This window comes from Rhodococcus sp. IEGM 1318, assembly GCF_033142465.1.
In the GTDB taxonomy this organism is placed as follows: domain Bacteria; phylum Actinomycetota; class Actinomycetes; order Mycobacteriales; family Mycobacteriaceae; genus Rhodococcus_F; species Rhodococcus_F qingshengii_B.
In genome coordinates this window covers 40887-54181 of sequence record NZ_JAWLSC010000012.1, presented here as the reverse complement: position 1 = coordinate 54181, position 13295 = coordinate 40887, and the positions used below count along the sequence as shown (strand labels likewise).

Sequence of the window (13295 nt, the reverse complement as noted above, 5' to 3'; positions counted from 1 at the left end):
GAACCGGCGTCGTCAACACATGTCCCATTGGGGAATGTTCACCGCCGAGTCGGTCGCCGGCGAGGTGACCGCAGTGCATCCGTACGAGGGTGATTCGAATCCTTCGCCGATGCTCGGGAACCTCGCCGGTTCGGTGCGCAGTCGAGCTCGCGTTTCGGGCCCGGCGGTGCGCCGAGGTTGGCTCGAGAACGGACCGGGTCCCAGCGACCAACGTGGAGCCGACGAATTCGTCTCGGTCTCCTGGGACGAGCTGACAGAACTGCTATCGCGTGAACTGCGTCGCGTGGTCGACACACATGGAAACAACGCGATCTTCGGTGGCTCGTACGGCTGGGCCAGCGCCGGTCGATTCCATCACGCGCAGAGCCAAGTTCACCGATTTCTGAATCAGCTGGGTGGATACACCAAGTCGGTCCACAGCTACTCGCTCGGCGCCACCGGCGTCATCATGCCGCGTGTGGTCGGAACGCACTGGAAGATCTTCGCGCGCTCCACGTCGTGGGACGTCATCGCGAAGCATTCCGATCTCCTCGTCTCGTTCGGGGGCGTGCCGATCAAGAACACCGGCGTCAATGCCGGTGGTACGAGCGATCATCCGACGCTCGGGGCGCTCGACGCGTTTCGGGCCCGCGGCGGAAAGATCGTTTCGTTCAGTCCGCTGCGTGACGATGTCGATGGCGACTGCGAGTGGGTCGCACCCGTTCCGGGAACCGACGTGGCGATCATGCTTGCACTGGCTTTTGTCCTGGCGTCGGAGAACTTGCACGATCGCGAATTCCTGAACCGCTTTTGCGTCGGCTACGAACGCTTCGAGGAATACCTGCTCGGACGGACCGACGGAGTCCCCAAGGATCCCCGCTGGGCGCAGAAGGTCTCGGGGGTGCCTGCCGAGTTCATCACCGACCTGGCTCGGAGAATGGCGTCGGGCCGGACGCTGGTGACCGTCACGTGGTCGTTGCAACGCATCAAACACGGTGAGCAAGCGCCGTGGATGGGCGTCACACTTGCAGCGATGCTCGGCCAATTCGGTCTTCCGGGTGGCGGTTTCGGGCACGGCTACGGTTCGATGAACGAACCCGGTCTAGCCCCGGTCCCGTACCCGTTGCCGACATTTTCCCAAGGTCTGAATCCGGTGTCGGATTTCATACCGGTAGCCGCGATTTCCGATCTGCTGCTCTCGCCCGGGGAGGAGTTCGACTACGACGGCCGACGCCTGACCTATCCCGACATCCGGTTGGTCTACTGGGCCGGTGGCAATCCCTTCCATCACCATCAGGATCTCCCGCGGCTGCGACGCGCGTTTGCACGGCCGGACACGATCGTCGTTCACGATCCGTACTGGACGCCGATGGCTCGCAGCGCCGACATCGTTGTCCCGTCGACCACCTCGCTCGAACGAAATGACCTGAGCTGCACTCGAAACGACCCGCTTCTGGTCGCGATGCAGCAGGTCGTTCCACCTTTCGAGAACTCGCGTGACGACTACGACACGTTTGCCGATCTGGCTTCTGCGCTCGGATTCGGGGAACAGTTCACCGAGGGGCGATCCTCACAGGAGTGGATCGAGCACCTCTACAGTCAATGGCGGCCGTTTGTCGATGCAGACGGCGGCAACACGCCGACGTTCGAGGATTTCTGGGCAGACGGGCACTACCGGATGCGAACCGAAGACAACCTCGTGCTCTTCGGCGACTTCCGTGAGGATCCCGAGAAGTATCCGCTCTCGACTCCCAGTGGGAAGATCGAGATCTTCTCCGAGACGATCGAGTCCTTCGGCTACGACGACTGCGCCGGCCATCCGCGCTGGTACGAGCCCGACGAGTGGTTGGGTGGCCCGCGTGCCTCGCAGTTCCCGCTTCACCTGATCGCCAACCAGCCCAAGTCGCGGCTGCACAGCCAACTCGATCACGGCGCTGCAAGCCAGGCGTCGAAGATCCAGGGACGCGAGCCGATTCGTATGCACCCCGATGCAGCGGCCGCGCGCGGCGTGTCGGCCGAAGACGTGGTGCGCGTGTTCAACGATCGCGGGGCGTGCCTTGCTGGTGTGATCGTCGATTCGGATTTGCGGAGCGATGTCGTCCAACTGTCCACCGGTGCGTGGTACGACCCGCTCGATCCTGCCGATCCCGACGCCATGTGTGTGCACGGCAATCCCAACGTTCTGACACCGGACATCGGTACGTCGTCACTTTCGCACGGCTGCACTGGACAGCACGTTCTGGTGCAGATCGAGAAATTCGAAGGGGCCCTGCCGCCGGTCAAGGCGTTCGACCCGCCGGTGCTTCGTTCGCGCTGACGGAACCGATCGGCCACCTCTCGCGTCGAACCTCGTGAGCGCCTGAATCAGGTGCCACGATCGATCGAAGGTGGGGGCCATCGTGAGTGCAGCGGATGTTGGTTCGATGCGGGGGCAAGTCGAAGTTCTTCGGGCCCAGATAGATTCGATGCAGGACGTTCTGTTGGAGCGAACGCGATCGCTGGCGGGCTTGCAGGTGAGGATCACCCGATCCACGGCGAGCGCGCGTTCGAGTGACGGCTGCGTGGAAATTGTCGTAGACGCTTCGGGGGCAGTTGTGGGAGTCACCCTGTCGGGGGGTTCTTACGGCAAGCATTCGGCGGCAGCGTTGGGGAATCTGATTCTGGCTACGGCCACGTCTGCGGCAGAAGACATGCGCCGACAGGTTGTCGAGATGACGAAGCCGTTCACGGAGGCGGCCAGAATCGACTTGCCGGACCTGGTTCCGGGTGTGCTCGGATTGCGCGAGATTCTCGAGCCTCGTCCGACGTCTGTACCGGTCTCCGGCGACGAACGCTGGGACCGCACCGTTCTGAGGAGCTCCGGCAATGTCTGAACTGGGTGTGGACGTAGCCGCGATGAAAAGTGCTGCACCAGCCTTCGAGGTGGTCGCTGCCGATCTCGACGAGGCGCGGAGCGCTCTCGACGCAGTGGTCGCCGCCGAAGAGGGTTGCTGGAGAGGCGACGAGTTCGGAACCGCATTCTCGGGCGCATATGTTCCCGGTTCGGCGTCAGCGGTCGGTGGGATGACGCTGGTCGCGGGCGCGCTGCGCGAATTGACCGCCACGCTGATCGAGATCGCCGATCGTTTCGAATCGATCGACTCCTCGCTCGCCGACGACATGGCGGGTGGGCTCTGATGGGACTCGAGATTCCGGGATGGTTACAGGCGGTTGCGTCGGTCGCGGTGGGTAGCGACTGGCCGCAAGGAGACGAAACGGCACTGTGGCGATTGGGGGATGCCTGGTCAGGTGCGGCTGATCGGATCGAGGCTTCGGCCGCTGCCGGTGGTTACGGATTGCAGGCGGTACTGGCATCGATCGACGGTCAAGCCGGCGACTCGTTGTCTCGGTATTGGTCGGAGGCCGGGGGAGTTGCGGAGGTCTTCGAGCGGTTGTCCTCTGCTGCAGCCGAACTGGGCCGGTCGTGCACCGATACAGGCACGGACATCGAGTACACCAAACTGTCGATCCTCGCGGCGCTGAGCGCACTGGCGCTCGAGATTGCGGCCATGGTGGCGGCCGCTGTCCCGACGTTGGGTGTCAGTGCCGCCGGGGTCGTGGCGGCTGAGGTGGCAACAACCCTCACGGTCCGAATGTTGTTGCAGCAATTGTTGATGCGAGTGATCGAGGCCGCGGCAGTGGAAGCTGCGGCAGCCGTCTTCTCAGGTCTCGCCATTCAACTGGGTCAGATGTCGATGGATCACCGCCGGTCGATCGACGGTGGCAAGGTCGTGACCGAAGGACGCGACGGTTTCATCAAGGGACTCGCGAACGGAGGATTGAAGACGACGCCGGATCGTGTCGGGCCGGACCCGAACCCGCTTCCGACCGGTTCGAGGTTGCAGCAAATCGCGCGAGGCGCCTTCGACGACGCGGTCTCGGGAGCGTCCGCTGCGATCGTGACGAAGGAGGTCACGGGCGGCGACGCCTCACTGACGGACATCACGTCCGGCGCGATCGGTGGCGGGATCGGTTCCGTCAAAGACGGTCTTGTCGCTCGCAACGAGGACCTGAATGCGGCCGGTCTGAGCCTGACTGCGCTGAACTGGGACTTCTGAGTCGAAGTCTCGAACCGTGGGCTACTCCCGTACCACGGGGTAGCCCACGGACTGCTTACTCAGCAGGCTTGAGTACCAGCGAGATCGAGTTGATGCAGTACCGCTGATCGGTCGGCGTCGGGTATCCCTCGCCCTCGAAGACGTGGCCCAGGTGGCTGTGGCACTTCTTGCAGATGACCTCGACGCGGCGCATCCCCAGTGAGCTGTCTTCCTTCAGGATCACGGCATCCGAATCCGCCGGATCGAAGAAGGACGGCCACCCGCAGTGCGATTCGAACTTCTCGGTGCTGCGGAACAGTTCGGCTCCGCACGCCCGGCAGGAGTAAACACCTTCCGTGGTGGTGTCGGTGTATTCGCCGACGAAGGGGCGTTCGGTGCCGGCTTGGCGCAGAACCGCGAACTCCTCCGGACTCAGCTTTTCGCGCCACTCGCTCTCGGTGTACGTGACCTCAGGTGTGCTGTCGATGCCATCGTGTGAAGAACTCATGCCTCCACGCTAATGCTTTGTCGCCGTTTCGGCTTCGTCGGCAGGTGAGACGGTATCGAGTGGGGGATCGAGGAGGTACGCGGGATCGATTCCCCGATCCAAGCGGCCCTCTCGACGCGCGACCAGATACCGGTATCCGAGGACACAGAAGATCACGATCAGCAGAAGGCTCCAGCCGAGGGTGCTCTTGGTGTATTCGGCGGCCCGGCCGAAGGTCGGCCAGCGGTTCGACCACCAGCTGTCGAAAGTCATGAAGCCGTAGACGGCGAGCCAGGCCGGCCAGTTCCGCATGACCGAGTTCTTGAGCACCACGGACATCAGGAGCGGGAGCAGCATCATCGAGTAGTACATCTGGCCGAGCGAGGGCAGCAGGAACGATGCGGTCATGATCACACCGGTTGCGGTGGTGAGGAAGAAGAGTTCGTCGTTGCGGTAGTAGCGGTACAGCAGCCACAGAGAGACTGCGACCATGGCGGCGAACACGACGCGAAGCAGCAGGATCAGCCACTCGGGCAGGCCGAAGTAAGCGCCGTTTCCGACAATCGAACTGTTGAAGTAGTCACGCGATTCGAGTAGGTACGGCACGGTGCGGCGGACGAAGTCCATCGGATCCGACGCCAGTGGCCACGCCACGACGGTGAGAATGAACGGGATGCCCAGGGCGGTGACGAACACCTTCCACTGGCCGCGAACGAGTGGCAGTAGGAGCAGCGGCGCGAGAGTGGGTTTCACTGCGATGGTGAGCCCGATCGCGGCGCCGGCCCACAGATCCTTCTTGCGCATCAGCAGCAGGAGGAAGGCAATTTCGCCGAGCAGCACGAGACCATTGATGTTGGTGAACACCAACGTGTTGGTGACCGTCTCCGACATGAAAGCACCGAGCACGAGAATCGGCGCCGCAATGGAACTGATCGTCAGGTCGAACAGGCGCAACAGCAGGTAGAGAGCCACGAGGACGGCGACGGCATTGACACCGATGAACAGCCACCGCGAGCGCTCGGGATCGAGGATCGCCAGGGGCGCCATCAACAACGAACCCGATGGTGGGTACAGGTAATGGGGGTCTACCGAGTTGAAATCTGCGGTGTAGACGTCGCGACCGTTCCAGAACGCCAGCGCGGCGTTGTAGACCGGCCGGAAGTCATCGGTGATGGCGCCGTTGACTGCGGTCACGATGACACGATTGAGCACTGTCATCACGGCGATCGGCCACAAAACGAAGTTGACGACTTGTTGGGTTGTCCGCCCGGTACGCGGCTCGAGCTGTCGAAGGAACACTTCGGCACGGTACACCGGAGCAGGGTGTGATCGGGGGATGCACCCCTTTTCGGTCGTGGTGGACGAGCGCCCGAGTCAGGCCGGGCACACGCTTCCGTTGCTGGGCAGGGAGGCGTCGGTGAGGTATGCCCTCATCGCCTGCTGAGCGCACGTGGATTGTGCCGCGGGGTGACCCGCACCCTGCCAGTCCAGGGTTGCGAAGCGCGACCCCGCGTTGGTCACGACGCCGGTGACGGTCGAGAGTCCGGAGTTCCCGACGGCCGGGTCACCCTGACCGCTCAGTACGAGGACGGCGGGCTTCAACTGGTTGGGCAGGGGAGAGTTGGCGGTCGACGGCCAGCTGGCGCATGCGAGCAATCCGAGCGCGGCTTCTCGACCGAATACCGGATAGTTGGTGCTCCACGTGTCCGCCAGTTCGCGGACACGCCCGATCCCCGGCCATTGCATGCCGTCGGTGCACCGTCCGATGAACTGGCCGTCGCCGTCCACCTCGTTCTCCGCCCGGGCTGCGCGCTCTCGAATCGGCGAAGCATTTCCGGTACCGAGCGCAGCCAGAGCGTCGGCGAGTGAGCGGGTCTCTTGCTCACGATTGGTTCCGGCTGTCCACAGGCTCGCCGAAATCGCGTTCGACACTGCAGCGGCGGACAGTGGCTGGAATTCATCGGCCCGAGCGCGCTCCATCAAGTCGGTGATCGCTTTTTTCGGATCAGGTCCGAGCGAGCACCCCAGCGCCACACATCGCTGAGCAAACGCGGTCAATGCCGCTTCCTCGCCCTGCACGCGGCTCTCGGCTTCGGTGGCAGCGTCAGTGGCTACAGGAGCGGGAGAATCGAGGATCAATCTCGCGAGGTTGTTCGGGTGGGCTGCCGCATAGCTCAGCGCGATGTCCGAGCCGGACCCTGCAGACCACAGAGCGATGGTCTCGACGCCCCACCGAGTGCGCAAGGCGTCGATGTCCTCGGCTGCGGAGTCGGCGCCGAACTTCAGTTCTTGAGGGTCGAGGTAGTCCGTGCAGGCGATGGTTGCGTCGTGACCGAGGGCCGCGACCGCATCGGCCGCGTCACCGGTGGTGTCCGAGTCGAACTGGCCCAGATCGTGAAGTTCGCGCCGAATCTCCGGCGTCATGCAGTCGATTGCGGTGGACCTGTCGATTCCGCGGCGATCGAGGGCAACCACGGGATGTTCTGCGAGAACCGTCGTCAAGCCGGATGCGGCGAGCATGGCGAGCGAGTTTCCCGACGAACGGTCGGTGCCGGATGTGAACACGATCGGATATGCGTTGGCAGGCGTCGACGACGTGCGAGCGCGGGTCAATCCGGCAGTGAAGTTGCCGTCGATCGCGCCGGTCACGTCGATGGGAGCACTGAATTCTGCGCATTCGAGGATGACTCCGGCGCTCGACGCTGTGAGAGCCTGGTCGGCGAGTGACGTGCCGGTGCAGTCTCGCCACGGTAGGTCGTCGGTCGGGACGCCAGGGACAACCGGCGGCGCATCGGGCGACGGGCCCTCGCTCTGGGCCGGGCTGCCGTCGGTACGGCCTTCGACCGCGACGGCGGGCCGAAGCGAAGGTCCGGCGCCGCACGCACAACACGTCGCGAGGACGACGGCCATCAAAGCAACTCTGCGCATGCCGACCAGAGTGCCAGGTTCACCGACGTGGCTGCTGACGAACCCATCGAGTGATGATCGTGCCGTCCGAATCGCCGAGGATGTGCGCGGGGCGCATGGCTGTGGGCATTGCGTTGGGGGAGAGTGAGATTCGGCCGACTTTGCTGCCCACCAGTTGAGGCGAAGTGGTGATGCAGAGTTCGTCGACTGCATTGTCCTCGATCAACTGCCCGAAAAGTGACGGTCCGCCCTCGCACAGCACGCGACGGAGATTGCGAACCGACAAGGCCCTGTCGATGTCGCCGCTGCTGACGTTCGGCGAGTCCGTCACCTCCACCTGCGCTCCGGCAGATCTCAGCGCCGAAATCGCCGCGGAGTTCGCGTCGCGACCGACAACAAGGATCGGTGGAATTTCGGTATCCCGCACGAGTCGACTGTCAGGGTCGATCGACGCGTGCGCCGAGACGACCAGTATCGGTGGCACCGGAGCGAGGCCGCCGGCCGTGCGTCGGGCCCGGGCTGCGTCCGAGATCTGCACACCCCCGTAGTTCTCGGCTCGCGCAGTGCCTGCGCCGACCACGACGACGTCACAGAGTTCGCGCATGATCCCGAATACCGACTTGTCCGCAGGTGTGCCCAGTCCGCCGCTCACTCCGTCGACGGAGACGCACCCGTCGATGCTGGAAACGAAGTTCACACGCATCCAGGGTTGCGAGAGATTCTCCGGATAGGCGTACAGGCTGCGGAGTTCGTCCTCGTGGCCTGGTGTGAAGTAGGTCGCAATATCCATACGGTGCACATGAGAGATCACATCACGTAGATACCCTTGACGGATGCATGAACGTCTTGTCGATCGCAGCCCGGTGGTACCCGCCGATCAACTGGTAGCTCAAATGGTGCCTCCCGCAATGTTCGACGAGGTGAGTTTTGCGTCCTACATTCCTGATCCGAAGGAACCGAGCCAGGCAGCTGCTGTCGCCAAGGCCGAGGAATTCTCCAAGCGCGTCACCAAGATCCGTAGTGGTGGACGCCGCGGCCTGTTCGGCAAGAAGACCCAAGCGACCGGCGCCGGCCTGTACCTCGACGGTGGATTCGGTGTCGGTAAGACGCACTTGCTGGCATCGATCTTCCACAGCGTTCCGTCGCCGAAGGCGTTCGGAACCTTCGTCGAGCTGACACACGTCGTCGGCGCTCTCGGCTTCAACAAGGCCGTCGAAGCGCTCGCCGACCACAGCGTTCTCTGCATCGACGAGTTCGAGCTCGACGATCCGGGCGACACCATGCTCGTCTCCCGCCTCCTCTCGGAGCTTTCCGCGCGCGGCGTGTCCATCGTTGCGACGTCGAACACGCTTCCCGGCCAGCTCGGTGAGGGTCGCTTCGCCGCTCAGGACTTCCTGCGTGAGATCAAGAAGCTCGGTTCGATCTTCGAGACGATTCGCGTCGACGGCCCCGACTACCGTCACCGTGACCTCCCGCCCGCACCGGAGCCCGTCACGTCGGAGGAGTTGGTTTCTCGGGCCGACGCCATCGACGGTGCCACGCTCGACGACTTCGACGAGCTGTGCAAGCACCTCAGCACACTGCACCCGTCGCGGTACAACAAGCTCGTAGAGGGTGTGAAGGCAGTCTTCATCGACGGCGTTCACCCCGCAACGGATCAGTCCGTAGCACTGCGCATCGTGGTTCTCGCCGACCGCTTGTACGACGCGAGCATCCCGGTCACCGTCTCCGGCGCACGCCTCGACGAGATCTTCACTCCCGAGATGCTCGCCGGTGGGTACAAGAAGAAGTACCTGCGCGCTACCTCGCGTCTGCTCGCACTTTCTCGTTTCGAGGTCGCGGCCGGCTGATCGGCACGCCTGTCAGCTGACGGGGCGCTCCATCACGAAATCGTGGTGGAGTTGTGCGCCCACGAGGAAAGTCTTTGTGCCGACCTGGGTGAAACCGTGCTTGGCGTAGAACTTCTGGGCACGCAGATTCTCCTGATTGACACCAAGCCAGATTCCGGCACTTCCGCTGCGTCGTGCGTGGTCGACGACGGCGTCCATCAAGGATGCTGCCGCGCCGGTCCCGTGGTTACCCGGAAGCACGTACAACTTGCTCAGTTCCGTCGTCGGGCGAAGAGTCACAGCAGCTTTGACGTCCGGGTCGGCGGGCTCGTCGTCGACAAGCATCGCGTAGCCCACGATCGAACCGTCGCGAATGACCTTGAGAACGGTTCGCGTCGGATCGGTCAGGTACTCGGAGAACTTGTCGACGGAGAGAACGTTGTCGATGAAGGCGCTGATGTCGTCGTCCGACGCGTCCGGCGGACATGCCAATGGAAATGTCACCGCTGCCACGTCGGCGATTGCTTCGGAATCCCAGATTCCGGCCCGGTCAACGGTGATCGTCACGTCAGCTTCTACCTCTCGCGCACACAGTTCGGTCGATCAAGTACACCACTTTCCTGGAGCGCAATGCTCAAGCGGCGTTCTCGGTGACCGGAGCCGTGGCTCGTTTCGGCGCGAACGCGGGAGCAAGAACTATCAAGATCGCACAGAACGCCAACGGAATCAGGAACCCGATCCGGAGGTCACTGAAGGCAGCGACTGCGCCGACGATGCCACCACCGACCACGGTGCCGACGTAGTTGAAGAGGTTGATGCGTGCGATGACCGCGTCGACCTGATCCGGGGGCGCCATCCGGCCGGCGGCGCTGAAGCAGATCGGAGCGATCACCGGTACCCCGAGCCCGACGATGAGGAAACCGGCGATGGCAACGGCGGGTGATTGCGCGAGCACAACGACTGTCATACCGACTACGCCGATGAGAGAGCCGATCCGCACGACGGTGATCTCACCGAACTTCCCGACCCAGTAGTCGCCGGTCAGTCGTGCGATCAGTGCGGCGATTTGGTACGCCGCCACGGACAGGGCAGCGGTCCCGGCGTCGGCGAGCAGTTCGTCCTTGACGTAGAGAGTCGACCAGTTTCCGACGCTGAAGTCGATCGCATAGAACAAAGCCATCGCGACGCCGAGGAGGACAAAGGCGCGGGTAGGGACGGTGAACTTCGCGGTGCTCGTGATGTTTGCATCGGCAACCGGAGACTCGGACCGATCCAACAGTTGCGGGCCGAAGGCCAGAAGCATCAGTCCGACAACAACTCCCGCAATCACCTGCGTCACGCGGATCGAAATCTCGAGACCGGCGGTTGCTGAGATGAAGAGAGCGCCGACAATCGCTCCGACGCTCCAGGAAGCATGGAACGAGGAGAGAATGAAGCGACCCTTGGCGTGTTGAATCGAGACCGCCTGCATGTTGGCGGCTGCGTCGACCATGCCGAGTCCGATGCCGTAGATCGCCAGGAAGACGAAGAACATCGCCGCATTGGGTGCAATTCCCGTTGCCCCGCCGAAGACTGCGATGACGGCGAGTCCGGTTCGCAGAGTCATCTTGCTCGACGTCCGCACCGCCAGCATCTCGGCGAGCACGCTGCCGAGGCCGGCGATGACGGACACAGTGACAACCGCAACCACCACCAGCGTCTCGCTCAGCTCGAACAAGTCCTTGTACTGCGGAAGCTGCGTCAGAATGGCGGCGAGCAGAAATCCTTGAAGTCCGAAGGCCACCGAAGTGGCGATCCGGGCCCTCGTCAGGGTGCGGGTGTTATCCGTCATCAAGCAGGGCCTTTGTCTCGTCCGTTCGGTTGGGCCGAACGGTACTGGATCTCGATACTGGTCGAGTGTCCAACAAAGCTGCGTGTTTTGCACGGTTCTTTGATTAACTGACCGGCATGACTCGGCAGCCGACACCAGAATTTCCGTCTTCCTTCGTCTGGGGAACCGCCACCGCGGCCTATCAAATCGAAGGAGCTGTGGCGGAAGACGGTCGCGGACCGTCGATCTGGGACGAGTTCTGTGACCGTCCCGGTGTAGTCGTCGGGGGCGACACCGGGACGGTCGCTGCCGATCATTATCACCGCTGGGAATCGGATATCGAGTTGATGAAAGACCTCGGGCTCGACGCTTATCGGCTGTCCCTGTCGTGGTCGCGAATACTCCCCACCGGATCGGGGGCCGTGAATGCGAAAGGGCTCGACTTCTACGACCGCCTGATCGATCGACTGTGTTCGGTGGGAATTACTCCTGCTGTCACTCTCTTTCACTGGGATCTGCCCTTGGCGCTACAAGAGCAGGGCGGCTGGATGAACCGAGACACCTCGTACCGGCTGGCAGAGTACGCGCAGGTCGTCGGCGAACGGTTGTCCGATCGCGTCGGAATGTGGATGCCGCTCAACGAACCGGTAGTGCACACGCTCTACGGCCATGCCTTGGGAGTTCACGCCCCCGGACTGGCCTTGGGGTTCGAGGCTTTCCAAGCCGCACATCATCAGCTGCTCGGGCACGGCCTCGCTGTCGAAGCGCTTCGGGCAACCGGATGCACGAACATCGGAATCGCCTCCAATCATGCTCCGGTGCGGGCAGCTTCGGATTCCCCGAAAGACGTGATGGCTGCCGACATCTACGACCACGTCGTCAATTGGATGTTCGCCGACCCGGTATTGGTCGGAAAGTATCCCGCAGACGAATTTGCACAGCTGCTCAGCGGTCCGGTCGAAGAGGACTTGAAGATCATCGGGGCGCCGCTCGACTGGTACGGGATCAACTACTACGAGCCGACGATGATTGCAGCTCCGGTGGAAGGCCAGGGGACAGAAGGTGTGCTCGAGGTCGACCTACCGCCGGGCCTGCCCTTTGCGCCTGTCGCGATTACCGGTTATCCCATAACCGATTTCGGATGGCCGATCGTCCCTGAGGGACTAGGTGAGATCTTGCGGACGTTCCAAGCACGCTTCGGTGACGCACTGCCGCCGATCTACATCACGGAAAGCGGGTGTTCGTTCCACGACGCTCCGGATGCCGCAGGAGTTGTCGAGGACGAAGCACGAATCGACTATCACGATGCGCACCTTCGCGCCCTCCGATCGGCCATCGACGACGGCGTCGACGTCCGCGGTTATTTTGTGTGGTCACTTCTCGACAACTTCGAATGGGCCGCGGGATACAAGGAGCGTTTCGGCCTGGTGCACGTCGATTTCGACACCCAGAAGCGCACACCGAAGACCTCGTTCGAGTGGTATCGCGCTTTGATCGCCGACCACAAGGCGGCTCAGGTCTGACCTGAAGTGGAGGCGGTCTGGGTTGCTTTGCTAGGCGGTCTGGGTTGCTTTATGGAACCAGGCCGCCTAGCCTCTTCTCTCATGAAGCGAATTCTCGTAGTAAGCCGCCGCAGCGGGGTCTGAATCGGACCGACCCCTCGCTGCGGGTCGTCTTGCTACCAGTTGGTCCTCCACTTCATTCCAGGAAGACCACGACTATGACTTACAACTTCGCCTTCGCTTCTGATTCCTCTTTTACGCCTGCTGATCCTTTCGCAGCGCGCCACGGAAAATCTCTGCCTGCCGGCCTGCGTGCCGAATGCTCTGCGATGTCCTGGACCGAGTTCGAGTCCACGTACGCGGCAATGAGCGGCCCGATCCGTCTGGGCGCGTGGTCATCCGAAAAGATTGCACCGGGTCGTTGGACCTTCGAAGCGACTCTCGGTCTGGGGGAGCGCATCCAGAAAGCGTCCGCCACCTCGACCGGTGCGATCTCGGCTATGACCTCGATGCTGCACGACGCGGGAATCTCTCTCGAGATCCTGTCTTTCCACCAGCACCAGATCGGCCACCGTACTGCGACGTTCATCTTCACCGAGTGCGACGGACGTCGGAGCTGGGCGATGGGTATTGCGGAGTCGTCCACGGAGTCCTCGCTGCGCGCGATGACCTCGGCAGCGAACCGCTTCTCTCACTGATCAGCTC

At 62.8% G+C, this 13295-nt stretch carries 13 protein-coding genes; 7 read left to right on the top strand and 6 right to left on the bottom strand.

Translation table 11 applies throughout. The features are described 5' to 3' along the window. The first annotated feature begins 19 nt into the window (after positions 1-19). The 4 genes from R4P65_RS24990 to R4P65_RS24975 all read left to right on the top strand — a co-directional run bounded on the left by R4P65_RS24990 (position 20) and on the right by R4P65_RS24975 (position 4076). A complete protein-coding gene (locus R4P65_RS24990; protein WP_317828627.1) occupies positions 20-2296 on the top strand; it encodes a molybdopterin guanine dinucleotide-containing S/N-oxide reductase in 2277 nt (758 codons plus the stop codon). 82 nt (positions 2297-2378) lie between these two features. Further along, entirely contained in the window at positions 2379-2852 is a 474-nt protein-coding gene (locus tag R4P65_RS24985; RefSeq protein WP_317828531.1) for a YbaB/EbfC family nucleoid-associated protein, read from the top strand. Then, positions 2845-3156, top strand: a complete 312-nt coding sequence (locus R4P65_RS24980) for a hypothetical protein (protein ID WP_317828530.1) — start codon at positions 2845-2847, stop codon at positions 3154-3156. Before R4P65_RS24985 ends, R4P65_RS24980 begins: the two co-directional genes overlap by 8 nt. After that, complete coding sequence (locus tag R4P65_RS24975; protein WP_317828529.1) at positions 3156-4076, top strand: hypothetical protein; 921 nt, start codon at positions 3156-3158, stop codon at positions 4074-4076. Before R4P65_RS24980 ends, R4P65_RS24975 begins: the two co-directional genes overlap by 1 nt. A gap of 55 nt (positions 4077-4131) precedes the next feature. Here R4P65_RS24975 and msrB read toward each other — a convergent pair whose 3' ends face one another. From msrB to R4P65_RS24955, 4 genes are read right to left on the bottom strand one after another with little or no spacing between them, the layout of a single operon-like run. After that, positions 4132-4563, bottom strand: coding sequence for a peptide-methionine (R)-S-oxide reductase MsrB (msrB, locus tag R4P65_RS24970; RefSeq protein WP_214886482.1), 432 nt, complete (start codon positions 4561-4563; stop codon positions 4132-4134). Positions 4564-4572: 9 nt separating this feature from the next. Then, positions 4573-5856: a glycosyltransferase family 87 protein gene (locus R4P65_RS24965; RefSeq protein ID WP_317828528.1), complete on the bottom strand. Its 1284-nt coding sequence runs from the start codon at positions 5854-5856 to the stop codon at positions 4573-4575. Between the two features lie 60 nt (positions 5857-5916). Further along, entirely contained in the window at positions 5917-7470 is a 1554-nt protein-coding gene (locus tag R4P65_RS24960; protein ID WP_317828527.1) for an alpha/beta hydrolase, read from the bottom strand. A gap of 19 nt (positions 7471-7489) precedes the next feature. Beyond that, entirely contained in the window at positions 7490-8239 is a 750-nt protein-coding gene (locus tag R4P65_RS24955; RefSeq protein WP_317828526.1) for a pyrimidine reductase family protein, read from the bottom strand. Positions 8240-8282: 43 nt separating this feature from the next. Between R4P65_RS24955 and zapE the strand changes: the two genes are divergently transcribed. After that, the gene (gene zapE / locus R4P65_RS24950) at positions 8283-9299 is read left to right on the top strand and encodes a cell division protein ZapE (protein WP_230817231.1); all 1017 of its coding nucleotides are present in this window, start codon (positions 8283-8285) and stop codon (positions 9297-9299) included. A gap of 12 nt (positions 9300-9311) precedes the next feature. Here zapE and R4P65_RS24945 read toward each other — a convergent pair whose 3' ends face one another. Beyond that, a complete protein-coding gene (locus R4P65_RS24945; RefSeq protein ID WP_003942603.1) occupies positions 9312-9845 on the bottom strand; it encodes a GNAT family N-acetyltransferase in 534 nt (177 codons plus the stop codon). Positions 9846-9912: 67 nt separating this feature from the next. Continuing rightward, entirely contained in the window at positions 9913-11109 is a 1197-nt protein-coding gene (locus R4P65_RS24940) for an MFS transporter (protein ID WP_317828525.1), read from the bottom strand. A 116-nt stretch (positions 11110-11225) separates the two neighbouring features. Here R4P65_RS24940 and R4P65_RS24935 point away from each other — a divergent pair, with 116 nt between their 5' ends. Together R4P65_RS24935 and R4P65_RS24930 are read left to right on the top strand one after the other, a co-directional pair. Beyond that, positions 11226-12611, top strand: coding sequence for a GH1 family beta-glucosidase (locus R4P65_RS24935; RefSeq protein WP_317828524.1), 1386 nt, complete (start codon positions 11226-11228; stop codon positions 12609-12611). A gap of 197 nt (positions 12612-12808) precedes the next feature. After that, positions 12809-13288, top strand: a complete 480-nt coding sequence (locus tag R4P65_RS24930) for an alpha-isopropylmalate synthase regulatory domain-containing protein (protein WP_317828523.1) — start codon at positions 12809-12811, stop codon at positions 13286-13288. Positions 13289-13295: the final 7 nt, after the last annotated feature.

Coding starts and splice junctions, on each gene's coding strand:
- msrB (WP_214886482.1), bottom strand. CDS start 4,563: ATGAGTTCTTCACACGATGGCATCGACAGCACACCTGAGGTCACGTAC.
- R4P65_RS24980 (WP_317828530.1), top strand. CDS start 2,845: ATGTCTGAACTGGGTGTGGACGTAGCCGCGATGAAAAGTGCTGCACCA.
- R4P65_RS24930 (WP_317828523.1), top strand. CDS start 12,809: ATGACTTACAACTTCGCCTTCGCTTCTGATTCCTCTTTTACGCCTGCT.
- R4P65_RS24940 (WP_317828525.1), bottom strand. CDS start 11,109: ATGACGGATAACACCCGCACCCTGACGAGGGCCCGGATCGCCACTTCG.
- R4P65_RS24975 (WP_317828529.1), top strand. CDS start 3,156: ATGGGACTCGAGATTCCGGGATGGTTACAGGCGGTTGCGTCGGTCGCG.
- R4P65_RS24960 (WP_317828527.1), bottom strand. CDS start 7,470: ATGCGCAGAGTTGCTTTGATGGCCGTCGTCCTCGCGACGTGTTGTGCG.
- zapE (WP_230817231.1), top strand. CDS start 8,283: ATGCATGAACGTCTTGTCGATCGCAGCCCGGTGGTACCCGCCGATCAA.
- R4P65_RS24990 (WP_317828627.1), top strand. CDS start 20: ATGTCCCATTGGGGAATGTTCACCGCCGAGTCGGTCGCCGGCGAGGTG.
- R4P65_RS24955 (WP_317828526.1), bottom strand. CDS start 8,239: ATGGATATTGCGACCTACTTCACACCAGGCCACGAGGACGAACTCCGC.
- R4P65_RS24935 (WP_317828524.1), top strand. CDS start 11,226: ATGACTCGGCAGCCGACACCAGAATTTCCGTCTTCCTTCGTCTGGGGA.